This window comes from Rhizobium sp. 1399, assembly GCF_031455475.1.
GTDB lineage: Bacteria > Pseudomonadota > Alphaproteobacteria > Rhizobiales > Rhizobiaceae > Rhizobium.
On the sequence record NZ_JAVDSU010000009.1, the window covers coordinates 91,551 to 112,793 of the forward strand.

The following is a 21,243-nucleotide window of genomic DNA, read 5'->3' on the forward strand; positions in this document are numbered from 1 at the left end:
TCTGAAACGGCGTGCCGGGAGGCGCCCCTTGTAACTTGACGTCATCCGCTTGCAGCCTAGCTAGCGCTTGAATCAAACCCCACCCGCAAAGTTCTCCCCGCAACCGAGGAAGGAACACCATGTCCACCGGCATCATCGAAGGCTTCCAGCGCCGCCGCCTCCCGGGCGACGGCGTCGAGATCGACGCGCTCATTGCCGGCGATGGCCCACCACTCCTCCTCCTGCATGGCTGGCCGCAGACCCGCATGTGCTGGTCGCGCGTCGCACCTGATCTGGCCAGACACTTCACGGTCGTCGTGCCCGATCTGCGCGGCTATGGCCGGAGCGACAAGCCCGAGGGCCGCGCCGATCATCAGATCCATTCCAAGCGCGCCATGGCTCGCGACCAGATCGCAACCATGCGCGCACTCGGCTTCGAGCGCTTTGCCGTCGGCGCCCACGATCGCGGCGCGCGCGTCGCCTATCGCCTCGCCTTTGACCACCCCGAGGCGGTTACCCGCTTGGCGAGCCTCGACGTGATCCCGACGGCCGATATGTGGGCGCGGATGGGCGCCAGGGAGGCCGTCTCCGCCTGGCACTGGTCAATGCTGGCCCAACCGGACGGGCTGGCGGAGAAGCTTGTTGGCGCCGATCCGGAGTGGTTCATCCGCTACATCCTCTCGCATCAATCGGGTCAGGGTTTTGCCTTTCCGGAGGAGAACATGGCCGATTATCTTGCCTGTGCCAGCGACCCCGGAAGCGTTCACGCCTGGGCCGAAGATTATCGTGCCGGCTGGACGATCGACCGCGAACTTGACGAGCAGGATCGCGGCCGCAAACTCGACATGTCGCTCTTGATGCTCTGGGGCGAACGCGGCACGCTGAAAGGCAAGGATGGTCTCGAGCCCTGGCGAGGCTGGGCGGAGCGGGTCGAGGGCGAAGCCCTGCCCTGCGGTCACTTCATTCCCGAGGAAGCGCCTGACGCTGTCATTGCGCATTTCACCCGGTTCTTCGGCGCAGGCGCCTGACCGTCCTTGTATTGTCTCCGCGCCATCCGGCTTAAAAGCGGCAAGGCCCATCGCAGGCCATCCCACTCAGGCGCGTCGAGCGGATCGGCGAGCGGGTCTTGTCTCTGCTGGCGGCTTTTCCTGTGAAGCGCGTTTGCGAGCATGATCCAGTTGAGAAGCATGATCCTGCCTCCATCTATGACAGATCCACCTGAGCTAAGGCGCCGGCCCCGGCAAAGGTAGACGCGCGGATAAAAGGGGGTTTTCACGGATGAAAGAGGCAAGCTGGGATGACCTGCAGCTCTTCTTCCATGTCGCGACATCGGGCGGCCTGACGGGTGCTGCGGCCCGCACCGGCCTCAGCCCGCCCACCATCGGCAGGCGGATGCTGGCGCTGGAGCGGGCGACCGGGCGCACGCTCTTCCGGCGCGGCCCGACCGGCTATCTGCTGGCCAAGGATGGCGAGACACTGCTCGAGCGCGTCCTGGTCATGAAGGAGGCAGCCGAGGCGATCGCCGACTGGCGCGGCGACGTGCTGACCCTGCCGATCGTCTCGACGGGTGCGGATGCCTGGATGTTATGGTTCATCGCCGGCCACCTGCCCGCCGTCTGGCAGCCGGAAGACAGGTTCCGCATGTGTTACAAGGCGCTCGATACCGGCCTCGACCTGACCTATCGCGAGGCGCATCTCGCTATCATGCAGAGGCGACCCGAGCGCGGCAATTTCGCCACGCGCCGCTCCGTCTCCGTTGCCCACGCAGCCTATCAGGCCAGCACCTTCAGCGCCGCCAATCACAACTGGATCTCGCTCGGAACGGAGATTGCGGTGACACCTGCCAACAAATGGACCTTCGAGCAGCCCGACCACTGGATCACCAGCTGGACGAATACGCCGCTGATGCTGCTCCACCTCATCCGCGGCGGCGCCGGCCGCGGCCTGCTGCCCTGCTTCATGGGCGATGCCGAACCCGGTCTGGTCCGCGCCGGGCCTGTCATCGACAGCCTGACCTATGACATCTGGATCACCGTGCATGAGGATGAGCGCCAGCGGCCGGAAGTGCGCATGGTGATCGACAGGCTAAGCGCGCTTTTTGCCGCGCATGCGGACCTGTTTGCCGGCAAGTCTGCCCGCCTTTGAGGCGCGCTACAGGGCAGCCGGAGCCGCCCCATGCCTCGGCCATTGTGGCAGATAGACGACCGGGTGCATAACGCGCTCGCCTTCAACATCTTCGTCACAGGCCGCCTGCAGCTTCATGGCGCTGCCCTCGATCTTGTCGAGCAGAGTCTGAACCTCATCGAACCGGCCGAGAAGGCGGTGGGTGAGTTTCCTGAATTTCCGTTGGGACATTGATTGCCTCCTTTGATCCGGAACGCGGCGGATCGCAGAAAGTTCGGAGGCGAAGAGCGTTTGTCAGGACCTACCGCACAGATTGAAACGGCATAATACCTGGCGCCCTCAAAGCCCCAAACGGGAACGAACTCCGCCCCTCCGATGTTATCCGGGCAACAATCACCGGATCAGGCAGGCCCATGAGACTATTGATGATGTTAATCCTGGCGCTGATGATCACATCCGTCGTCGGCATATTGGGCGTGCAGATGTTCGGCGGTAGCGGCCAGAGCGATAAGCCGCCGGCGGTCATCCAGCAGCCCGAGCCGAAATAGCACCCTCACCGCCCCATCAGCTTGCCCATCACCCGCTCGGTCAGCCGGTCGCATTTCCAGGCGGCAAAGGGAAACGCATCGAGCGCGATCGGGCCGATCAGCTCGTCGAGCTGGCGGCGCAGCAGCGCGCGCGCCCGGTGCAGCCGGCTGCGCACGGTTTCGGGCTTGAGGGAGAGCAGTTCGGCGGTCTCCTCGACGCTCATCTCCTCGATCACTCGGGCGATGAAGACGAGGCGGAATTCTTCCGGCAGGCTGTCGGTCGCCTCTTCCACGAGTTTCAGGATCTGTCGCTGCGCCATGGTGGTCTCGGGATTGTCGATGGGCGAACCGGTGGGGAAATCGAGGATGCGGCTTTGCATCTGCGCGGTATCAACGGGCACTTCGGGCGTGCGGCTCGCTTTGCGAAGCCTGCCGAGCGCCTCGTTCATGACGATACGCGTGAGCCAGGTGGAAAAGGCGCTGGCGCCCTGGAACTCACCAAGGTGGCGGAAGGCCTTGAGATAGGCCTCCTGCAGGGCATCCTCCGCCATCGCATCATCGCGCAGGATGCCGCGGGCAATGCGGAACAGCCGGCGGTTATAGCGCCGCATGATGGCGCGGAAACCCTCGGGATCGCGTGCCAGCGCCATCGCCACAAGCTCCGGGTCACTTCTCTCTGCTGCCGCTCTTTCCACCTGCTGCGCCATGGCTCATTCCTTTTTTGCATTGGATGCGGGCCTTTTTCGCATTGGATGCCGGGGCAGGATAAAGGTTCCCGACATCCGGAAAAATCTTTTCGGGAACGTCTGCCCGATGCCGGCATCCAATTCTGCGTAGGAAACATTGACCGGCGGTATCAGCCGGATGGAGGACCAGATGCAGAAACACCTTATCGCGGCGCTTGCGGCTTTCGCGCTCTCAGCCCCCGCAGCTTTTGCCGCCGGCGCAGCACCCACCGATCCGCAGATCGCCCATATCGCCTATACGGCCGGCGTCATCGACATCGCGGCGGCCAAGCAGGCGGTCGAGAAATCCAAAAACAAGGAAGTCGTCGCCTTCGCCAAGGATATGATCCGCGACCACGAGGCCGTCAACAAGCAGGCGCTCGATCTCGTCAAGAAGCTCAAGGTGACGCCCGAAGACAATGATACCAGCAAATCGCTGACATCGGCGGCCGAAAAGGAGCGGCAGAAACTCTCCAAGCTCAAGGGTGCCGCCTTCGACAAGGCCTATGTCGATAATGAAGTCGCTTACCACAAGCAGGTCAACGAGGCGCTGAAGACAGGACTGATCCCGGCAGCCCAGAACCCGGATCTGAAGGCCCTGCTCGAAACCGGCCTGAAGCTCTTCGAAGGCCATGAGCAGCATGCCGAGCATGTTGCCTCGATGCTGAAATGACGGTCATGGCAATCCTGCCAAGACTCTGCCTTGCGGCCGGCCTTTCCCTTTGCGGGACGGCCGCAAGCGCCGCCACGATCGAGGTCACCATCGAAAAGCTCGAGTTCAAGCCGGCGGTGGTCAAGGCGCGGCCGGGCGATACCATCCTCTGGCGAAATAAGGATGTGATGGATCACACCGCAACATCCAAGGGGAGTTTCGACGTGGTGATCCCGGCGGGCAAGTCGGGGTCGACTGTCATCAAGGGTGATGGGGTGGTGGATTATAGCTGCCGCTATCATCCCAATATGAAGGGGCGGATCGAGGTTTCACCCTAGCGGGCCTGGGGCTCGACCGCGCCGGCGTACGAACCTCCGGCATCAGGCGGCGTGGTCGATTTCCTCGATGGCATCAAGCTCTTCCTGCAGTGCGGGCGCTTGGCTGCTGAGGTCGTAGCTGGATTGCAGATTCAACCAGAAATCCGGCGTGGTACGAAAGTATTTGGCAAGTCTGAGAGCCGTGTCCGTCGTGACCGGCGTCTGCTCAGAGGCAAGCCGTTCGATCCTCGTGCGGGGAACATTCAGCTTTCGCGCCAGCGCTCCGGCGCTCATGGCGAGAGGCTTGAGATACTCTTCGCGGAGGATTTCTCCGGGGTGAACGGGAGTAAGAAGTTTTAGCATTTCTCACATTGCCTCCTGCAAAAAGGGCACCCTGGCATCGAGAACTCAGCGATAGTCGACAATTTCAACGGCCTCCGGGCCGCCTTCAGTCCAAACGAAACAGATGCGCCATTGGTCATTGATCCTGATCGAATGCTGGCCTTGCCTGTCTCCTTTGAGGGCCTCAAGCCTGTTGCCAGGCGGAGACCGAAGATCGTCCAGCACAGCCGCGGCGTTCAGCATCGCCAGCTTTCGCTGAGCCGCGCGCAACAGATCAGCCGGAAACCCTTTTGGGGCCTTCTCCGTGGTCGCGACCGTTTCGGTCATCGCATTCTTGAATGATCGGATCACGGCCATCCCCTGAGCGTCTGTATCATAGCGCGATACATGACTGCGTCAAGCAGAACGTATCACACCACGATACAAAAATGCCGTGAGCCGCCGGATATTTGGCCACCCCTCAAACGACAGCCGAACCCCTCGCACCGATCGGGTTGCGCCGGAAGAGTTCGCCGACCATCCAGCTGTCGAGATAGGCGCGCACTTCCACGATCGTCCCGCCCGAAAAGCGGCAGAGCCAGCAATAGTGGTTGTCGAAGCGCATCCCGTCGCGGGCGGTCGCCATGGAACGCAGCTCGACGATCGCCCAGTCGCCGTCGATGAGGATATTCTCCGTGGAAAGCTGCGTGCCGTCGGGGAGCACCTTGTGCAGCTTGGCGAAGGTGCCGGCGAGGAATTCCTGTTTGGAATGGTAATGGCCGGCGAGCGGATGGGTACCCATGACTGTCCAGTCGACGTCATCAGCGACGTGGGCGAAGAAAGCGGCGCCGTCGCCCTGTTCCAGATGGGCGAAGAGGGCTGCGATTTGCTGTTTGTTCATGGCGCGTCTCCCCCAAGATGATCGAGGGATGCACGGATTGATAGCATGAGTTAGCTGGTGCTGAAATAGCAGGATATTTGCTTGCGGCAGAGATCAATCCCCTCACCGCCAAAGCTTTGAAACTGCATACTCATCCATCCAGCGCCAGACCCAGGCCATGGCGAACATCGTCAGCAGCCAGCCAAGCACGACGTCTGAAAGAAAATGAGCGCCGAAAATCACGCGATTGAACGCCACAAACAAGAGGCAAGGCAATAGCAGTATCGCGGCCGCCCACCTGAGCCTGGCGGGCACCAGAACCAGCAGCGACAGTGACGCCGCGGCTGCGGAAGCCTCGCCGGAAGGGAAGGAGCAGTTGCGGCTGCACGCGGCGGAAAACTGCCACACCGGCGTAAAATCCATGGTTCCCCCGAACTCGACAAGGTCACGAGGCCGTACACGCCCGATGAGAACCTTGAGCGTCTGGACCGTGAGGAGCGGACCTGCGGCAAAGCTCAGGAGGACGAACAAGGGCTTCTCGGGCGAACAGAACCGCATTCGTCCCGGCAGGAGCGTCTGCAGCGCGATCAGCACGATCATCGAGCCGATAAGATAGGGTTGTGCAAGACGGCTGATATCCCTTACCTCCCGCAAGAAGGCATTGTCGGCCAGAACGAAGATCCCCCCGCTGACAAACCAGCGCGAGACCATGAGATCGAGATTGGGAAAGACAACAAAAACGAAACTGACCCAGACGATCGACGTGCCGATGACGGCAAGCGCCCGGTCAGCCGTGGATGGCGTTGCCGGCAAGGGCACGCCGCTGGAGGCAGAATTCCAGTCATCGAACACAAATTTTCGCAAGCCGGTATCTCCGAAGGCTACAGCATCGGCCCGAAAATCGGAGTCGATTTTCGGAAAGCCTGATGGTCGATTCAAAGGGCTAGGGCGTCCGTTGCGTGTCCGAACGGACGCACGGCGCTCTAGTCGGCCGGCAAGCTGGTTTCGAATTGTCAAGAAATGGCGAGGAAGGGATCAAGGCGCTGTTGAGAACAGGCTGCCTGGCTGCTGAAAGCACGCTTGCAAATTGCAGAAATCTTTCCTGTCCGCGATAGTGGGCGCCCGGCGGCAAAGCCGGCAAAGACAATTGAACAACTGCAGGGCATTGGGGTGGATAACAGTCTCGTTCTGATCGTTGAGGATGAACCGGCAATCGCGCAGATACTGGAAGCCTATTTGTTGCGTGACGGGTTCCGTACTGTTCGCGCCGGCGACGGCGAAATAGCGCTTCAACATCATGCGCATCTGAAACCGGATCTTGTGCTGCTTGACGTGCGCCTGCCGAAACTCGACGGTTTCGACGTGCTCGCGCGCTTGCGCCAGACGGGGTCGACGCCGGTGATCATGGTGACGGCTATTGCCGACGACATCGACCGGTTGAGCGGCTTGCGCCTTGGCGCCGATGACTATGTGGTGAAACCGTTCAACCCGCAGGAGGTTGTTGCCCGGGTCAAAGCCGTCTTGCGCCGGACGCGGGGAGAACACGCCAACGTCATCAAGCGGTTTGGGACTATAGAGGTCGATTTCACCAGCTACACGGCGTTTGTCACCAGCAACGAGCGCCGCACGCACCTATCCCTGACGCTCAGTGAATTTCGAATTCTCGCCTATATGATACGCCATCCGACCCAGGCTTTTGCGCGTGCCGATATTCTCGACGCCTGCCTGCCGGAAAGCGACGCTCTGGTGCGCACCGTCGACACGCATATTTCCAACCTTCGGCGCAAACTGGAAGAGTTGGGGCAGAACGGCTTCTTTCCTGCCGTGAGGGGAATTGGCTATCGTTTTTCGGATCCGAGATGAAGATATTCAGGCTCCCCTCGCTGCCGCTTGCGACGGTCACCGCTGCCATCATCGGAGTAATGCTGCTTCTCAGCGTCGGCATGACCTATCTCGGGGCCATCTGGTATTCCACCTATCTCGAGGAAAGCATCATTGAAAACCTGCCACCGAGAGCCGCGGCTGCTTATCGCGATCTGGACAATGGCGTCGTCCCCGACCAGGATTCGCTCAAGCTCCTCCTCGCTAACCTCAATGGGCTGCAGGAAGAACAGACAGATTTCCAGCTCCAGATCCTGATTCTGACCTGCGGCCTGCTTTCGGCCCTTGTCTGCGCCATTATCGGGATATTTCTGGCGCGACAGATCGCAAGGCCTCTCGCAGAACTCACATCTGCTGCCGAAGGCCTGAAATCCGGCGACTTCTCAGTGAGCGTCGCTGCCTCGCGCCACACCACCCGAGAGGTCTCCAGTCTCATGGATACCTTCAATGCGCTCGCAACCAGCCTCGACAGCATGGAAAAAAGGCTGCGTTTCAACAACATGGCCGTCGCCCACGAATTGCGCACGCCGCTGACGATCCTGCGGGGTTCATTGCAGGGCATGCTTGATGGCGTTTTTCCAATGGACCGGAAGATGATCTCCGATCTCCTGGTTCAGGTGGAAGGTCTTGGGAGAATTGTCGAGGATCTGCGCACCCTATCGCTGGCGATCGGCCAGAAACTCGTCATGGAGCGTGCACGGACCGACGTGTCGCAGGTGGTAGAAGCGGTGCTGACATCGGCCAAACCCATGCTGGAGACCAGCACGCTGACGCTCGAAACCGGTCTGCAACCCGCCTTTATATCGGTGGACTCGCCGCGTATTCGCCAGGCCGTGCTGGCGCTTCTGGAAAATGCCAGCCGCTACGCGGCAGACGGCAATTGGCTGCGGTGCGAAACAGAGCAATTGCCGGATGAGAGCGTCGTCATCCGCTTTCTGGATCGAGGTCCCGGATTTCCGCAAGGGCTGTATGCCGTGGCCACGAACCCCTTCTGGCGAGGTGATCCCTCCCGATCTCGTGCAACAGGCGGCACAGGACTGGGACTATCGGTGGTGCAGGCCATCGCGGTTGCCCATGGCGGACATCTTGAATTCGCCAACCGGGAAGGCGGTGGCGCGATGGTCGCAATCCACCTGCGTCCGGCATAACATACAAAGACCTGACCGCCATTTAGAATGGTCGCTGATAGCCTTCCTGCAAGATCTCCCCGGCCTGAGATCATGGCCGGCAAACTTGCCATTGCACCCACCGCGCCCCAGGCGGGGCATGCTCAATGGAACAGTTCGCCGATCGTGTGGAAACGCGATTTGCTCCGGCTGCGCCTGTCCGTTCCGCCGGTTGCGGAATTAGGCACCCTGAACCCATAGGTCTCTTCAGGATCGGCAGAGCGCTCGGCCCAGAACGCATCGATCGCCGACAGCATCATGGACCGCCGTTTGCGGCGGCGATACTGGATCGGCTGCCTGGCCCGCGACACGGCCAGGAAATGCGGCATGCCGCCTTCGACGCTCAGCCCCTGCAGGACGATCAGGATCGCCTCCTTCGGGCGAACTCCCAGGAGATCGCGGGTCGCCTCGACGATCAGCCGCTTTCCATTGCGAGGCCCCTGCATGCTGCCGATGACAAAGGTGTAGCCGCCCTCAGAGCCCTGGCGAAGGAATGTGAACCTGCCTGTGCATAGGAGAGCCTTGTCGCGTTTACGGACAAGCTCGATGGCGAAGGCACCCTCGTGACGTCCGCCACAAAGATCGGCCAGTGCGATACGGCACGTATAGGCCTCATTGCGGCCGTTCACGACGCCCATGTCCAGCCGTTCCCCCTGCCACAGCCTCATCATGGTTTCCCTGGCCAGGATCTTTTCCGCAACAAGGAAATGGTCGACGAGACGTGCAAGCCGCTCGGAATTGCGCATTCCGTAAACCAGGAATTTCGACAATGGCTTCTGCAGCAACGCGTCATGCGGGGCCGGAAACCCTCGTGCTGCGGCAAAACCCGCGAGGAAGCGCCACCAGCTGATAGTCAGGATCGGATGGGCGGCAAAGCGAAACCAGAACAGAACGCCACGCTTCCAACGGGCCCGCAGAACGAAAGTCAGTATTCTCCAGAGCAGGAGAAATCGGAACTGCCGTGGTTCATCAGCAATTTCGGGCGCTGAGTACCGACGAGGAGTGGCGGAAATCTCGCCTTTTGCCGCTGCAGTGATCAATTCATTCTGGATCATATTTTAAGCCCGACGAGTATGGTTGCGGCCAACCATCTGCGGCGGAACTATCAAGATCGTGGCAAGAAACCGTGGTCATCGCGGGGGGGAACTGCCGATCAGACCTCTTCGGACATCACCGTCATCTTTCTATTTTCAATGGCATACCGCGGAGCCCGCCAGGCTCGACTTTGGTGCCGTTTCACAATCATGGCCTCACGCGCGGAATCCATGACAGTCCCGGCCTTGTGCCGTGTGACACCCCCACAACCTTTCACCCGTAACGCTGCCTCCCATCGATGCCGAACCGGCTGGATGGGCCACCCCTCCTCCGTCCGGCTCAACCGCTCACCTCTCACGATCGGATGACCCCATGTGCATGTTCTCCTCGCCGCCGAAAGCCGAGCCGCCGCAGGCGCCACCCGAATACGCCCAGCAGAAGACGCCTGATTATGCCGCGGCCCAGTCCGCTGCCGCACGCCGCGCCTCCGAAAAGGTGAAGGGTGCCCCTTCTACCATCCTCACCTCGCCCTCGGGCGCGCCGCCGCTTGCCGATACGCAGTCGCCGGTGCTGTCCGGCAATGCGCTCAAGAAGACGCTGCTCGGGCAATAAGGGCGGATAGCATCAATGGAAAATCATCGTCGCGATAACGAAACGCAGACAGCCTATCACCGCCGCCGGCTGAATGAGCTGAAGGAGGTTCGCCAGCCATGGGAGGCCGAGTGGCGGGCACTGGCAGAGCATATCGAGCCGACGCGGCTCAGGCTCCATTCCGGCCGGGAAGGCCCGCGCTCGCGTGACAAGATCATCGACAGCACAGGCACCCATGCCTATGAGACGCTGAAATCGGGCATGCATTCCGGGCTCACCTCGCCGGCGCGACCCTGGTTTCGGCTGACGACCTTCGATCCCGATCTGAAGAAGCGGGATTCCGTCAAAGTCTATCTCGCCGCCGTGCAGGACAAGATGCGCGAGGTCTTTGCCGCCTCCAATCTCTACCGCGCCTTCCATATCGGCTACGGCGATCTCGGCCAGTTCGGCCAGTCGGTGGCGATCCTCGTGGAAGATGAGGAGACGGTCATCCGCGTGCAGCAGCTGGTGCATGGCCGCTTCTGGATCGCGAGGGATCACAAGGGCAAGGCGACCACGCTCTACCGCACCTTCCGCTGGAGCGTGCAGCGCATCATCGAGCGCTTCGGTTACGACAATGTGCCGGAGCGGCTGCAGAGCCTCTACGACAGCTCCAAATATGGCGAGTGCTTCGATGTCTATCACGCCATCGAACCACGCTATGACCGCGACCCCAAGCTGATCGACAAGCGCAACAAGCCCTTTCTCTCCAATTACTGGATCGACGAAATCGGCAGCGAATTGCTGGAAGAAAGCGGCTTCGACAGCAATCCCATCATCGCGCCCGCCTGGGAGCTCTCCGAGGACGATCATTACGCGCTGTCGCCCGGCCAGAAGGCGCTCGGCGACATCAGAATGCTGCAGCTGGAACAGACGCGAAAGCTCGAGGGCATCGACAAGAAGGTGCGCCCGCCGATGAACGCGCCGACCTCCATGCAGAACAGCCCGGCCTCGCTGCTGCCGGGTGCGGTCAACTATGTGGACGATCCGACCGGCAAGGGTTTCCGCCCGGCGATGGAGGTCAATCTCAGCCTGATGGAGCTGCGCGAAGATATCCAGGAAGTGCAGAACCGCATCGAGAAGACCTTCTTTGCCGATCTCTTCTTCGCGATCACCAATATGGAAGGTGTGCAGCCGCGCAACCAGTTCGAGCTGACCCAGCGCAAGGAAGAGCAGCTCCTGCAGCTCGGCCCCGTGCTGGAAAACGTCTTCGGCGACCAGCTGGGGCCGACGATCGACCGCACTTTCGACATCCTCGCCGCCCGCGACGAGCTGCCCCCGCCCCCGCCGGAGCTGCAGGGCACGGAGCTGAAGGTGGAATATATTTCGACGCTCGCCCAGGCGCAGCAGGCGGTTGCGACAGGTGCGATCGAGCGCGGCGTCGCCTTCATGGGTCAGGTCTCGGCGGTCAAGCCGGAAGCGCTCGACAAGCTCGATGTCGACGAGGCGATCGACCTCTATTTCGATGCGATCGGCGCCCCGCCCTCGATGATCCTCGCCGATGACAAGGTGGAGGATATCCGCGCGCAGCGGGCCCAGCAGATGCAGGCGGCTCAGACCGCGCAGATGGCCTCGCAGGTGGCGCCTGCCCTCAATCAGGGCGCCAAGGCCGCACAGGTACTGGCCGATGCCAATGACAACCCGAATGGATCAGCGCTTCTGCGCCAGCTGGGCCTCGCCTGATGGACCATTTTAAGGATCAACCGTCTCTGCCCCACAACGTCGAGCGGGATGAGATCACCGCGGCCTTCCGCGAGGTCTTCGCCACCGCATCCGGCAAGCGCGTGCTGTTCTGGATGCTGGAACAGTGCGCGATCTACCAGGAGGCTTACGCGGGGGAACTCGTCAACGCCACGCATTACACGCTGGGCAAGCAGGGCGCCGGTCGGCGGCTGATCGCCGAGCTCGACCGCATCGACCCGACACTCTACCCGCGCCTGCTGCTGGCGATCGCGGATCTCAAGGCAAATGACAAGGCAGCGGCGGCAAGCCGCGCCGCAAGTGAGGAAGGCGAAGACCATGACAGCGATGCTTAAGATCGGCAGGCCCGAAATCGCGATGAGCGCCGAAGGCCCAAATAGCGGCGGCGGTGGCAGCGGCAGCAGTGAAGGTGCTGCACCGGAAACCATTCTCTTTCCCGATGATATGCCATCACCGGATGGTGACACCGGTGGCGATGACCACGCCGAAACCGAAGACCGCGACGCCGGCAAGCCCGATGATAGCGGCGACGACCCTGCCGACCGCGTGCCCGACGATGGCCGCTACACGCTGACCATGCCCGAAGGCATCGAGGTGGATCAGGAGCTGATCGATGCGCTCGGCCCTGACTTCCACAATCTCGGCCTCACAAACCGGCAGGCGCAGCAACTGGCCGACCGCTTCATCGAGATCCAGGGCCGGCGCGGCAAGGCCGCATCCGAAGCCTGGGCCGGCCGCGTTCAGGGCTGGGCCGACGAGGCGCGGAAAGACCGCGAGATCGGCGGGGCGAAATGGGGCGGCACCGTCGGTTCGGCACAACGCGCGCTTTCCCGCTTGGGCACCCCGGCGCTGCGCGAATATCTCAACACCAGCGGCGGCGGCAACCACCCCGAAATGATCAGAATTTTCGCAAAGGTCGGATCGATGATCCAGGAGGACAACCCACCGAATGGCGGCGCGGGCGGACACGGCCGGAAGGCCGAAACCGCGCACCTGATGTTTCCCAAAGACGCACCGAAGGGCTGATAAAACATGGCCACCATTGGCAGCTACTACCCGACACTTGTTGACGCATTCAAAGGCTCTGCCGAAGGCGCCGTCATCGAGCTTCTCTCCCAGCAGAACCCGATCCTCGACGACGCGATGGCCGTCGAATGCAACATGGATGCCGTGCACCGCCATATGGTGCGCACCGGCCTGCCCTCGGTCTCCTGGGGCCGCCTCTACCAGGGCATCAAACAGTCCAAGGCGACGATGCAGCAGGTGGATGACACCACCGGCTTCGTGCATGCCCGCTCCGAAATCGACATGCGCCTGCTCGATCTCGCACCGGACAAGGCGAAAGCCCGTCTCGTCGACACCATGCCCTTCATCGAGTCCCTGAGCCAGGAAATGGCCTCCGGCCTCTTCTATCACGATACGGCAACGACCCCGGAGAAGTTCAAGGGACTTTCCGCCCGCTACTCCGCCTATAACCCCAACCTGCCGAACCCGGCGCAGCCGAATATCGCCAGCCAAGTGGTGCATGGCGGCGGCACCGGGGCCGACAACACCTCCATCTGGTTCGTCACCTGGGGCGACCACGCCACCCACCTGCTCTACCCCAAGGGCACGAAGGCCGGCGTGAAGATCGACGACAAGGGCGAACAGCGCGTGCTGGATGCCAATGGCGACCCCTACTATGCCAAGGAAACGCTCTACACCTGGCATCTGGGCGCAGCCGTGAAGGACTGGCGCTACAATGCCCGCGTCGCCAATATCGACGTCTCCGACATGATATCAGGCACCGTCGATCTCTGGGCGCTGATGCGCAAGGGCTACTACCGCCTGCAGTCCCGCCGGCTGAACGCCAAGGCGAGCCGCATCGCCATCTACATGAACAAGGATGTGCTCGAAGTGCTCGACGTCCAGTCCACCGACCGGGCGCTGACCTCCGACCGGCAGAACACGGTCCACCTGACCACGCAGTTCGTCGAGGGCCAGGAAGTGAAGTTCTATCGCGGCATCCCGATCCGCGAGACGGACGCCATCCTCAACACCGAAGCCGCCGTTCCGGCGCTCGCCTGATCGTCTGCATCAGCCCGCCGTTATCAGGCGGCGGGCGCCCCTCCCTTAACGAAAGGCACATCCCATGATTTTCGACCGGCAGACGCTGCTTTCGGACGCACAGGCGATCACCGCAACCGGCCCCAGCACCAATGTCATCAATCTCGGCCCGATCAGGACGGGTCTGACCCGCGATATCGGTAAGGGCGAACCGATCCCCTTCCTGATGCAGGTGGTGGAAAGCTTCAACAACCTGACGTCACTCGCCGTCACCATCCAGACCGACGACAACGAGGCCTTCCCCTCGCCGAAGGCGGTCATATCAACCACGCTCACGCTGGCCGACCTCAAGGCCGGCAAGATCATCCCGCCGAGCCATATTCCGCGCGGCACGGATGAACTCTTCCTGCGCCTGCTCTACACGGTGACGGGTACTGCGCCGACCACGGGCAAGATCACCGCCGGCTTCACCGCTGGGGTTCCCTCGCATGGTTGATGTGATCGCCATCGAGCGCGGCTATTTCGGCGGCGCCAGACGCGAACCCGGCGAGCGCTTCGCCCTGCCGGACGCGCTCTGGAAGGACGAAAAGCGCCGCCCGAAATGGGTGCGGCTTGCCCGATCCGGCGCCAGGGCGGAAGCGGAGCCGGCCGAGAAAAAGCCGGCCGCAAAGCCAGCCAAGCCCGCCACGCCTCCCGAGCCAATCGGCAACGGCGTGCAGGAAGCCCTTGGCGGCCCCGCCCCGGACTGGGTGGCGCCGGAAATCCAGAACTCCTCCCAGCCTGGCGACTGACACAAGCTGATCGACAGGCCACCTCTGGAGCGCCGCGCGCCCACCCGGACGCACAAGGGACGCTCCAGCTCTTTCATTCGACGCATCAGGCTTCCGAAAATCGAATCCGATTTTCGGGCCGATGCCGTAGCGGCCTCGGCCGCTCTTTTTTCTCTCCGAGCGAAGGCAAGGCGCCAATGGCGAAACTCTATAATATGCAGCGCGTCCAGGGCGTCGTCATCGTTTCCGACGGCACGCGCATGTTCAACAACCGCCCTGTCATCGGCATCCGCGATGTGGGCAGTTCCACGCTGTTTACCGATAACAAGCCCGTCCTCGGCATCGATATCATCAGCGATGGCGCGACTGTTTATAACGACCTGCCCGTGCTCGGCGCCGTCAGGATATCAGACGGGCGCAGCCTCTACGGCAACGCGCCGGTCGTTCCCGTGAAGGGCGCAGATATCGTGGTGCCGCTTCCCGCCCTGCCTCTGGCGACAGGCGCAAAGATCATGGGCCTCGGCCACAGCTTCATCGGCCTCGGTGCCGCGCAGACCTATACCGCAGGACAGACGGCGACGAATGGCCATACCGGTTTCTATGAGAATGGCCGCACCGTCCTCTCATGGATCAAGGCAGCCGATGGCCGCTTCAACCTCGACATTTTCGCCGAACTCAACCATCCGTTCTTCACGCCGAGTTCCTTTGCGGCCTTCTCGGGCGCCATGGGCGGAAAATCAGGCGATTGCCTTTTCCCGGTTCCCGGCCTGGAAGCGCAATTCCCCGGCACGCTGGCCCGCACCGCCTACGCTCTCGGCCAGAAGCCGGACATCGTCTATATCGACATCGGCTATAACGATATCGTCCGAAGCAGGACGCTTGCGCAGATCGTTGCGGACCTCGACACCCAGGTGCAGCGCATCGTCGATGCCGGCATTTACGTCATCCTGCAGACACTGAGCTGGACCAACACGCTCGACGATCAGCCCGGCACCGACGATCCGGCATGGCCCGGCATCCTTGACGGCGTCAATGCGTGGATCATGGCGCAGGCGGGCCGCGAAGGCGTCATGCTCTGCAACACGCTTGCGCTCGATGGCCCCGCCTCCGGCATCTCGCCTGCCATGTTTGTCGATGGACTTCACCCCAAGCCCGACCTGATGGCAAAACGATCAGACATCCTCCTGCCGATCCTGCAGGGCATGGTTTCGGCCGGGGAAACGCGCTCGCTCGACCCGCTCGCCGCCTATAACATCTTCCCGCCCAAGGGCACGCCGGGGATCACCGGCACCAAGACAAACGTCACCGGCGATGTCGCCACCGGCATGCGCCTGGTTCGCGGAACCGGCACCTCGACCTATGTCGGCAGCAAGGAAGTGGTGGCGGCCGGAAACGAGAAACAAGTGATCACGATCACGCCCGTCAACGACGCGCTCGCCGTCCATACCGTGACCTACGGCCTGCCCGCCAATCTCAGCCTGGCAACGCTCGGCCTCGTCGCCGGCGACTGGCTCGAAATCCAGATCCCGGTCGAGCTGAACGACTGGGCGGGCTGGGACTACCTCGACAGCTCCATCCGCGGCCCCGTCCAGATCGGCAACACGGTGACGGCCACCAGCGGCGGCTGGACGACGGGTAACTACATTGGCGGGCGCAACCGCTCGCTCATCTGCGGCTCGAAACTCTGGCTTCCGACCGGGCTGACGATGACGAACATCCGGCTCGATAACCTGCTGATCCTGCGGCACCTCTGCAATACCGGCGGCACGGGGGTCGCAAAGATCGGGGCGCCGATCATTCGTAAGCTTGCTGCTGATCCTCAGGCCGCATGGAAGCTGGCGACCTGACCCCCGCCGTATCTGAAGCGGGTGTCCTGGATGCCTTCAGTTTGTCCCTCAGCAACAAGAGCAATATCCCTGCTAAAATGAAGGCCTGCAAGGACAAGTAGGCGTACAAGATCCACCAGAACATGGCTCATTCATTCTCCCCCTAGGTGGGAGTGAAATATGACAGCAGTTACTACGGAAAACAGGGACCAAGGTCTGATGTGGCGACCCCGCGTGGAAAAGGGTGCCTCCCGGTCAGGGAAAGACACCCTTTTCTTGCCGACTCTGAAGGCGCCAGCAGGAAAGAAATTAGCGGACAGACCGCAGTCTGCAATCGGACCAAAGTCCGACGCCGACTAATTCGATGCCTCCGGCCAGCGCATCGCTCAAGCGGCGAGTAGCTAAGGCCAGAAACACCCGTTCCACCGACATCACGCGATCGGTTGCAGCATCCGCTACCCTCATCTGCTAGCGAGGACCTTCTTGCCGAAGAGCCTCGCAATGAAAGCCGTTGCCACGCGCAATGCAACGGGTGCGGCAGAGGGCCGGCGAATGCTCGGCTGCAGGCCCGCCTTCAGGCGGGAACGTGGTGTCGGATGGATCTCATCTCTCATGGACCAACCATCGCCTTCCCGGGCGTCTACGCCCCGAGGCGAAATCGCTTCTTTGACGACCTTGTCCTTTGAGCTGACGATACCGGAAACGTTGCCTTTGTTCACAGCAACGGTCTGTATCAACTCGTCTATGTCGTAAACCTGCTGCGTTTCTTCAAACAGCTGCTCGATGCCCATTCCACCCGACCCCGGAAGCTCAACCCGAAGGGAGCGGTATCAGGCTGGAAATTGCACGTAAATCGCGCAATGCAACAAGGCCGAGAGAAAATCAGATCAAGGTCAACCGGTAAGGTTAAATACCACCAGCCCCAACCTCATAAGTGGGACGCCTCTATCCAGTAGGATGACGCTAAGTTTGATTGATCCCTCCGTCGAAGATCACGGAGGCGCGGCAGGTAGTATCGAATGCAGTACAGGCTAGCGAGAGGCCGACGGTGGATGAAGGCATCTGGTTCTGCGGTCCATTGAAAATGGGTGCCTCCCGGTCAGGGAAAGACACCCTTTTCTTGCCGACTCTGAAGGCGCCAGCAGTAAAGAAATTAGCGCAATGCGTGCGTTCTGCCATCGGACTAAGGTCCCATACCTTCCATATCCGCGGCTCGAAACTCTGGCTTCCGCCTGGGCTGACGATGACGAACATCCGCCTCGACAACCTGCTGATCCCAAGACACCTCTGCAACACATGCGGCACCGGGGTCGCTAAAATCGGGGCGCCGATCATCCGCAAGATCGGCAGTCCGAGAGCTGTCTCGGAACTGGCGGCCTGACCCGCCACCCCAAAACGAAGCCCGCCAAAGGCTGTTGGCGAACTTCCCAGGAGAAAGAGTTGAAAAGGGTGCTCGGGGTCAGGAAAGAGACACCCTTTTCGTGCTGACTCTGGAGGCATCAGCCGAACAGAAATTAGCGGGCAGATCGCGGTCTTCAATCGGACTAAAGTCCCACACGCCGCGCCCGACCCTCCTGCACGACCGCACATCCGAACCGATAGTGCGAGTGAGATTCGACGTGGCGAACCGCGAGACGCGAAAACTTTAGAAAATACGAAAATAAAAAACTATTCGTGTAATTTGATGATACTGTAGCAGATGATAGAATAATATTTTAACTGAGGTGAAATCATGAAATCGCTTTTTCCTGAAATGTCTACAAGGCAGATAGTCGTATTCATGATCGAGACATCCGTTCTCGTCGCATCGCTCGTTGCTGTCCTCTCTGTAACGATACCTTTGCTCTGATTTCGACGCCCTTGTGCGTTTAATCGGGACCGTTTTTGAAAACGACGTCCCTCTGACAAATAAAAGCGGCGACGGAGAAATCGCAAAAAGAGGCCCGCCGAAGCGGGCAAGTTTTTTTGAGGAAAGGTCAGACAGCGCGGCCGAGGCTATTGAAGGGTCAAGCGGACGTGCATCCGCCGCGTGGTCCATGCGACCTTAACTGACCCGATATCTAAAAGTTCCGATCAGACCTTGCCTCTGGCGGCAGAGACCAAAACCTTCAACTGGTCGAAATTGTGCACGCCCTCGCGGAACAGTTCGATGGTAATTGCGGCGATGCGCGCCGTCTCCTCATCATCCCTGGCAAGCTGAAATTCCGCCTGCACGGCATCCAGCACGCGCTGGCAAATGGCGAGGTCTTCCGACGTCATCGGTTGATCGCGCCCGCTTATGTGACGTTCAATCATTCGATCCCTCCATCATTGGAAATCGGGATTCGAGATAATTTCGGATGGCGGATTTTCAAGCGCGTTTCGCCAGAATCTGCGGGCAGGCAGAGGCCCGGCCCCTCGTGCTGACCGGGCCTCCCCATCACCACCTCGTCAGTGCTGAGCATGGCGGCGGGTCCACTACCCTCATCGCCGCTGCTCGTCAATCGTCGGAGCGTTCCTTCAGGGTCAATGAAGAACGGTAAGCGCTGTAACACCAGCTTCGTCTGCGGCCCGGATGATGGCCGCTCTGAGCTCGTCGGCTCCGGCTTTACCGGTCATCACGTCCAGGCAGGCTTTCACGGCAGACAGGAACTCCTCGCCATCGTCGGATGGCCATTCCCTCATCAGCGCGTTGGCAGCTTCCCCGACCGTCCGGACAATCAAACGTCTGTTCTCGTCCTTGAAGACAAGGATGACCGGATCGAACGATGCAGAAGTGTCCCATTTCATTACGCTTGGTTCCCGACGAACTAACATATCGGTAACCTTGCAAAAGTCATGCCGCTGCACGCTGCGGTTTGGCAATTGCCGTTGGACGACTGGCTGAATGACAAAAAACGGCCGGCGAAAGCCGGCCGTTTCAGATGCGATCACTGGCGCTTCTCAGACCAGGAGAGAGCTGTTGATCAGGATGTCGCTATGGTCGAAGAACGCCTTGTTGACGCCGACGAAAGCGATGTCCTGCGCGGCATGGGCCGTGCCGGCGCCATCGGCGTCATAGGAGAGAATGCCGGAAGCGGCATTGTAGATCAGCTCCGGACCGGCCTTCGTCCCGACAGCACCCCACTTGTTGACGATCTCGAAGGATGCGGCATCCACCACGCCGTTATTATCGAGATCGAGGCCAGTGAAGGCAGCGCCGAGCGAGATCTTGTCGTTGGCATCGAAATCCCAGATCGAGTCCTTGTTGGCGGCACCCATCTCATTGAAATGGAACGTATCCGCCCCGCCCTTGCCATAGAGGCTGTCATTGCCTGAGCCGCCGGCGATGACGTTGTTGCCGGCATTGCCGGTGATCATGTTGGCGAGACCATTGCCGATGCCGTTGATGTTTGCCGCGCCGTTCATGCGCAGGTTTTCGACAAAGGCATTGTCGTTGAGGTTGACGCTGACGGTCGCCCAGATCGTATCCGTGCCGCCGCCTGCCGCTTCGTCAACCACGCGGTCGCCGGTATTGTCGAAGACGTAGCCATCGTCACCTGCAGAGCCATGGATCGTATCGGCGCCGGCGCCGCCGTCGATCCAGTCCTTGCCCGAGGTGCCGTAGAATGTGTCAGCAGCGGCCGAACCGGTGATCGTCACGCGCTCCACCGAGGTCAGCGAGACCTTCGAGTGGTAGCCGTCAGCACCAAGGATATCGTAGACGACCTTAGCGCCATTCACGGTTGCGGTAACCTGCTGGGCGAGCGAGAAGTCCAGCGCCGCAGAGTCGTTGCCGTCTTCACCGTCGAAATTGGCTGACTGGCCGTGGTCGATTGCCCAGGGAAGCTCTCCGCCGCCCAAGCCCTGCTTGTAGACCAGCGTATCGTCGCCGGTGCCGCCGAAGATTGCGTTGCGCGACTGGTCGCTTGTAACGAGGAACCTGTCGTTGCCTTCTCTGCCCTCAAGCGTGTTATTGCCCGCAAAGCCGTTGAGGATGTTATTACCATCGCTTCCGGTGAGGTTGTTGTCGAGTTCGTTGCCATAACCCGATGCGTCCCCCACCAGCAGGTCGAGGTCCTCAATGTTCGCCCCGAGAGTGTAGGTCAGGAGTGTTGTGCTAACGCTATCGTGAGAACCAAAGTTGCCGCCGAGGTCGATTACCTGATCGCCAACATCATCGACCATATAGGTGTCGTACTCGGATCCTCCGATCATTATGTCGGCGCCGGCGCCGCCATTTATGGAGACGGAACCAAAGGAGCCGACGGCGGAAATGTAGTCGTTGCCTGCACCCGTCGCGATGGAGGCGAACGCCGACGTAATTGCCTCAACGTGATCATCACCATTGCCTCCGTACAGGAAGAGCGTCTGAGCAGCCACATTCGCATTTAGCGGTGAATCGGAAACGTTGCCGTAAGCATAGGCGCTGGTCATTGCGCCATTGCCGGAGAAATATGGAATTGACGAGGATTGCGACCCGAGAACAACGCCCAGAGACGTGTCAAAAGATCCGATCGACATCATTAGATCGGTTGATCCGCCAGTAAACGTCGTGCCGTCAATAAACTGGCCCAGATAGGAGTTATTGATATTGCTATAAGTAAGGACAAGCGTTCCCATAAAACCCCCTAAAAATTCTGCGTGCGGGGGATTTCTTTCACGGCCACAACCAGAAGTCAAAGCACAAGTTAACTATTAATTG

General features: G+C 60.8%; 27 protein-coding genes. 16 read left to right on the top strand and 11 right to left on the bottom strand.

Annotated elements, in window-relative coordinates; genetic code table 11:
• Window positions 1–119 precede the first annotated feature (119 nt).
• A complete protein-coding gene (locus tag J2X71_RS25250) occupies window positions 120–1,007 on the top strand; it encodes an alpha/beta hydrolase (RefSeq protein ID WP_310386349.1) in 888 nt (295 codons plus the stop codon).
• A 250-nt stretch (window positions 1,008–1,257) separates the two neighbouring features.
• A complete protein-coding gene (locus J2X71_RS25255) occupies window positions 1,258–2,124 on the top strand; it encodes a LysR family transcriptional regulator (RefSeq protein WP_310386351.1) in 867 nt (288 codons plus the stop codon).
• A 6-nt stretch (window positions 2,125–2,130) separates the two neighbouring features.
• Here the strand turns inward: J2X71_RS25255 and J2X71_RS25260 are convergent, their stop codons facing one another.
• A complete protein-coding gene (locus tag J2X71_RS25260; protein WP_310386353.1) occupies window positions 2,131–2,334 on the bottom strand; it encodes a hypothetical protein in 204 nt (67 codons plus the stop codon).
• 194 nt (window positions 2,335–2,528) lie between these two features.
• On the opposite strand from J2X71_RS25260, the gene J2X71_RS25265 reads away from it, so the two are divergent.
• Window positions 2,529–2,651, top strand: a complete 123-nt coding sequence (locus tag J2X71_RS25265) for a hypothetical protein (RefSeq protein ID WP_310386355.1) — start codon at window positions 2,529–2,531, stop codon at window positions 2,649–2,651.
• A gap of 5 nt (window positions 2,652–2,656) precedes the next feature.
• On the opposite strand, the gene J2X71_RS25270 is transcribed toward J2X71_RS25265, so the two are convergent.
• Complete coding sequence (locus J2X71_RS25270) at window positions 2,657–3,337, bottom strand: RNA polymerase sigma factor (protein WP_310386357.1); 681 nt, start codon at window positions 3,335–3,337, stop codon at window positions 2,657–2,659.
• Between the two features lie 169 nt (window positions 3,338–3,506).
• On the opposite strand from J2X71_RS25270, the gene J2X71_RS25275 reads away from it, so the two are divergent.
• Together J2X71_RS25275 and J2X71_RS25280 are read left to right on the top strand one after the other, a co-directional pair.
• Window positions 3,507–4,028, top strand: a complete 522-nt coding sequence (locus tag J2X71_RS25275) for a DUF4142 domain-containing protein (RefSeq protein WP_007823005.1) — start codon at window positions 3,507–3,509, stop codon at window positions 4,026–4,028.
• A complete protein-coding gene (locus J2X71_RS25280; RefSeq protein WP_310386360.1) occupies window positions 4,025–4,345 on the top strand; it encodes a cupredoxin domain-containing protein in 321 nt (106 codons plus the stop codon). Before J2X71_RS25275 ends, J2X71_RS25280 begins: the two co-directional genes overlap by 4 nt.
• A gap of 42 nt (window positions 4,346–4,387) precedes the next feature.
• Here J2X71_RS25280 and J2X71_RS25285 read toward each other — a convergent pair whose 3' ends face one another.
• The 4 genes from J2X71_RS25285 to J2X71_RS25300 all read right to left on the bottom strand — a co-directional run bounded on the left by J2X71_RS25285 (window position 4,388) and on the right by J2X71_RS25300 (window position 6,389).
• Window positions 4,388–4,687 carry a HigA family addiction module antitoxin gene (locus tag J2X71_RS25285; RefSeq protein WP_037109167.1) on the bottom strand — a complete coding sequence of 100 codons (300 nt, stop codon included), beginning with the start codon at window positions 4,685–4,687 and terminating at the stop codon, window positions 4,388–4,390.
• Window positions 4,688–4,732: 45 nt separating this feature from the next.
• Window positions 4,733–5,017, bottom strand: coding sequence for a type II toxin-antitoxin system RelE/ParE family toxin (locus tag J2X71_RS25290; protein ID WP_310386364.1), 285 nt, complete (start codon window positions 5,015–5,017; stop codon window positions 4,733–4,735).
• Window positions 5,018–5,126: 109 nt separating this feature from the next.
• Complete coding sequence (locus tag J2X71_RS25295) at window positions 5,127–5,546, bottom strand: nuclear transport factor 2 family protein (RefSeq protein WP_310386366.1); 420 nt, start codon at window positions 5,544–5,546, stop codon at window positions 5,127–5,129.
• A 102-nt stretch (window positions 5,547–5,648) separates the two neighbouring features.
• Window positions 5,649–6,389 carry a phosphatase PAP2 family protein gene (locus J2X71_RS25300; RefSeq protein ID WP_310386368.1) on the bottom strand — a complete coding sequence of 247 codons (741 nt, stop codon included), beginning with the start codon at window positions 6,387–6,389 and terminating at the stop codon, window positions 5,649–5,651.
• Between the two features lie 306 nt (window positions 6,390–6,695).
• Here J2X71_RS25300 and J2X71_RS25305 point away from each other — a divergent pair, with 306 nt between their 5' ends.
• Window positions 6,696–7,388 (top strand): response regulator, encoded by a 693-nt coding sequence (locus tag J2X71_RS25305; RefSeq protein ID WP_310386370.1) that lies wholly within the window; start codon window positions 6,696–6,698, stop codon window positions 7,386–7,388.
• Complete coding sequence (locus J2X71_RS25310; RefSeq protein WP_310386372.1) at window positions 7,385–8,554, top strand: ATP-binding protein; 1,170 nt, start codon at window positions 7,385–7,387, stop codon at window positions 8,552–8,554. The genes J2X71_RS25305 and J2X71_RS25310 overlap by 4 nt, the downstream gene beginning before the upstream one ends.
• A gap of 122 nt (window positions 8,555–8,676) precedes the next feature.
• Here the strand turns inward: J2X71_RS25310 and J2X71_RS25315 are convergent, their stop codons facing one another.
• Complete coding sequence (locus J2X71_RS25315) at window positions 8,677–9,627, bottom strand: DUF535 family protein (protein WP_310386374.1); 951 nt, start codon at window positions 9,625–9,627, stop codon at window positions 8,677–8,679.
• A 352-nt stretch (window positions 9,628–9,979) separates the two neighbouring features.
• Between J2X71_RS25315 and J2X71_RS25320 the strand changes: the two genes are divergently transcribed.
• The 8 genes from J2X71_RS25320 to J2X71_RS25355 all read left to right on the top strand — a co-directional run bounded on the left by J2X71_RS25320 (window position 9,980) and on the right by J2X71_RS25355 (window position 16,601).
• Window positions 9,980–10,219 (top strand): hypothetical protein, encoded by a 240-nt coding sequence (locus J2X71_RS25320; protein ID WP_037107399.1) that lies wholly within the window; start codon window positions 9,980–9,982, stop codon window positions 10,217–10,219.
• Window positions 10,220–10,234: 15 nt separating this feature from the next.
• Window positions 10,235–11,920: a portal protein gene (locus tag J2X71_RS25325; RefSeq protein WP_310386380.1), complete on the top strand. Its 1,686-nt coding sequence runs from the start codon at window positions 10,235–10,237 to the stop codon at window positions 11,918–11,920.
• The gene (locus J2X71_RS25330; protein ID WP_113324666.1) at window positions 11,920–12,273 is read left to right on the top strand and encodes a hypothetical protein; all 354 of its coding nucleotides are present in this window, start codon (window positions 11,920–11,922) and stop codon (window positions 12,271–12,273) included. The genes J2X71_RS25325 and J2X71_RS25330 overlap by 1 nt, the downstream gene beginning before the upstream one ends.
• Window positions 12,257–12,964, top strand: coding sequence for a hypothetical protein (locus J2X71_RS25335; protein WP_310386383.1), 708 nt, complete (start codon window positions 12,257–12,259; stop codon window positions 12,962–12,964). The genes J2X71_RS25330 and J2X71_RS25335 overlap by 17 nt, the downstream gene beginning before the upstream one ends.
• A 6-nt stretch (window positions 12,965–12,970) precedes the next feature.
• Window positions 12,971–14,005, top strand: a complete 1,035-nt coding sequence (locus tag J2X71_RS25340) for a major capsid protein (protein WP_310386386.1) — start codon at window positions 12,971–12,973, stop codon at window positions 14,003–14,005.
• A gap of 64 nt (window positions 14,006–14,069) precedes the next feature.
• Entirely contained in the window at window positions 14,070–14,480 is a 411-nt protein-coding gene (locus J2X71_RS25345; RefSeq protein ID WP_310386387.1) for a Bbp16 family capsid cement protein, read from the top strand.
• Window positions 14,473–14,775: a hypothetical protein gene (locus tag J2X71_RS25350; RefSeq protein ID WP_310386389.1), complete on the top strand. Its 303-nt coding sequence runs from the start codon at window positions 14,473–14,475 to the stop codon at window positions 14,773–14,775. The genes J2X71_RS25345 and J2X71_RS25350 overlap by 8 nt, the downstream gene beginning before the upstream one ends.
• Before the next feature lie 176 nt (window positions 14,776–14,951).
• Window positions 14,952–16,601: an SGNH/GDSL hydrolase family protein gene (locus J2X71_RS25355; protein ID WP_310386391.1), complete on the top strand. Its 1,650-nt coding sequence runs from the start codon at window positions 14,952–14,954 to the stop codon at window positions 16,599–16,601.
• A gap of 440 nt (window positions 16,602–17,041) precedes the next feature.
• Here J2X71_RS25355 and J2X71_RS25360 read toward each other — a convergent pair whose 3' ends face one another.
• On the bottom strand, window positions 17,042–17,371 hold the full coding sequence (locus J2X71_RS25360; protein ID WP_310386393.1) for a hypothetical protein: 330 nt from the start codon (window positions 17,369–17,371) through the stop codon (window positions 17,042–17,044).
• Window positions 17,372–17,628: 257 nt separating this feature from the next.
• On the opposite strand from J2X71_RS25360, the gene J2X71_RS25365 reads away from it, so the two are divergent.
• The gene (locus J2X71_RS25365; protein WP_310386395.1) at window positions 17,629–17,961 is read left to right on the top strand and encodes a hypothetical protein; all 333 of its coding nucleotides are present in this window, start codon (window positions 17,629–17,631) and stop codon (window positions 17,959–17,961) included.
• A gap of 692 nt (window positions 17,962–18,653) precedes the next feature.
• Here J2X71_RS25365 and J2X71_RS25370 read toward each other — a convergent pair.
• The 3 genes from J2X71_RS25370 to J2X71_RS25380 all read right to left on the bottom strand — a co-directional run bounded on the left by J2X71_RS25370 (window position 18,654) and on the right by J2X71_RS25380 (window position 20,975).
• Complete coding sequence (locus tag J2X71_RS25370; protein WP_007823043.1) at window positions 18,654–18,875, bottom strand: hypothetical protein; 222 nt, start codon at window positions 18,873–18,875, stop codon at window positions 18,654–18,656.
• Between the two features lie 210 nt (window positions 18,876–19,085).
• Window positions 19,086–19,349, bottom strand: a complete 264-nt coding sequence (locus tag J2X71_RS25375) for a DUF982 domain-containing protein (protein ID WP_037107432.1) — start codon at window positions 19,347–19,349, stop codon at window positions 19,086–19,088.
• A 153-nt stretch (window positions 19,350–19,502) separates the two neighbouring features.
• Window positions 19,503–20,975 (bottom strand): calcium-binding protein, encoded by a 1,473-nt coding sequence (locus J2X71_RS25380; protein WP_310386398.1) that lies wholly within the window; start codon window positions 20,973–20,975, stop codon window positions 19,503–19,505.
• Between the last annotated feature and the right edge of the window lie 268 nt (window positions 20,976–21,243).

What these genes read in the sequence shown, in the direction of transcription:
- J2X71_RS25350 (WP_310386389.1), top strand. Translation starts at nt 14,473, where the DNA reads ATGGTTGATGTGATCGCCATCGAGCGCGGCTATTTCGGCGGCGCCAGA.
- J2X71_RS25345 (WP_310386387.1), top strand. Translation starts at nt 14,070, where the DNA reads ATGATTTTCGACCGGCAGACGCTGCTTTCGGACGCACAGGCGATCACC.
- J2X71_RS25370 (WP_007823043.1), bottom strand. Translation starts at nt 18,875, where the DNA reads ATGATTGAACGTCACATAAGCGGGCGCGATCAACCGATGACGTCGGAA.
- J2X71_RS25380 (WP_310386398.1), bottom strand. Translation starts at nt 20,975, where the DNA reads ATGACCAGCGCCTATGCTTACGGCAACGTTTCCGATTCACCGCTAAAT.
- J2X71_RS25255 (WP_310386351.1), top strand. Translation starts at nt 1,258, where the DNA reads ATGAAAGAGGCAAGCTGGGATGACCTGCAGCTCTTCTTCCATGTCGCG.
- J2X71_RS25360 (WP_310386393.1), bottom strand. Translation starts at nt 17,371, where the DNA reads ATGGGCATCGAGCAGCTGTTTGAAGAAACGCAGCAGGTTTACGACATA.
- J2X71_RS25260 (WP_310386353.1), bottom strand. Translation starts at nt 2,334, where the DNA reads ATGTCCCAACGGAAATTCAGGAAACTCACCCACCGCCTTCTCGGCCGG.
- J2X71_RS25275 (WP_007823005.1), top strand. Translation starts at nt 3,507, where the DNA reads ATGCAGAAACACCTTATCGCGGCGCTTGCGGCTTTCGCGCTCTCAGCC.
- J2X71_RS25375 (WP_037107432.1), bottom strand. Translation starts at nt 19,349, where the DNA reads ATGAAATGGGACACTTCTGCATCGTTCGATCCGGTCATCCTTGTCTTC.
- J2X71_RS25335 (WP_310386383.1), top strand. Translation starts at nt 12,257, where the DNA reads ATGACAGCGATGCTTAAGATCGGCAGGCCCGAAATCGCGATGAGCGCC.
- J2X71_RS25285 (WP_037109167.1), bottom strand. Translation starts at nt 4,687, where the DNA reads ATGCTAAAACTTCTTACTCCCGTTCACCCCGGAGAAATCCTCCGCGAA.
- J2X71_RS25280 (WP_310386360.1), top strand. Translation starts at nt 4,025, where the DNA reads ATGACGGTCATGGCAATCCTGCCAAGACTCTGCCTTGCGGCCGGCCTT.
- J2X71_RS25265 (WP_310386355.1), top strand. Translation starts at nt 2,529, where the DNA reads ATGATGTTAATCCTGGCGCTGATGATCACATCCGTCGTCGGCATATTG.
- J2X71_RS25295 (WP_310386366.1), bottom strand. Translation starts at nt 5,546, where the DNA reads ATGAACAAACAGCAAATCGCAGCCCTCTTCGCCCATCTGGAACAGGGC.
- J2X71_RS25325 (WP_310386380.1), top strand. Translation starts at nt 10,235, where the DNA reads ATGGAAAATCATCGTCGCGATAACGAAACGCAGACAGCCTATCACCGC.
- J2X71_RS25355 (WP_310386391.1), top strand. Translation starts at nt 14,952, where the DNA reads ATGGCGAAACTCTATAATATGCAGCGCGTCCAGGGCGTCGTCATCGTT.
- J2X71_RS25330 (WP_113324666.1), top strand. Translation starts at nt 11,920, where the DNA reads ATGGACCATTTTAAGGATCAACCGTCTCTGCCCCACAACGTCGAGCGG.
- J2X71_RS25340 (WP_310386386.1), top strand. Translation starts at nt 12,971, where the DNA reads ATGGCCACCATTGGCAGCTACTACCCGACACTTGTTGACGCATTCAAA.
- J2X71_RS25315 (WP_310386374.1), bottom strand. Translation starts at nt 9,627, where the DNA reads ATGATCCAGAATGAATTGATCACTGCAGCGGCAAAAGGCGAGATTTCC.
- J2X71_RS25250 (WP_310386349.1), top strand. Translation starts at nt 120, where the DNA reads ATGTCCACCGGCATCATCGAAGGCTTCCAGCGCCGCCGCCTCCCGGGC.
- J2X71_RS25320 (WP_037107399.1), top strand. Translation starts at nt 9,980, where the DNA reads ATGTGCATGTTCTCCTCGCCGCCGAAAGCCGAGCCGCCGCAGGCGCCA.
- J2X71_RS25270 (WP_310386357.1), bottom strand. Translation starts at nt 3,337, where the DNA reads ATGGCGCAGCAGGTGGAAAGAGCGGCAGCAGAGAGAAGTGACCCGGAG.
- J2X71_RS25310 (WP_310386372.1), top strand. Translation starts at nt 7,385, where the DNA reads ATGAAGATATTCAGGCTCCCCTCGCTGCCGCTTGCGACGGTCACCGCT.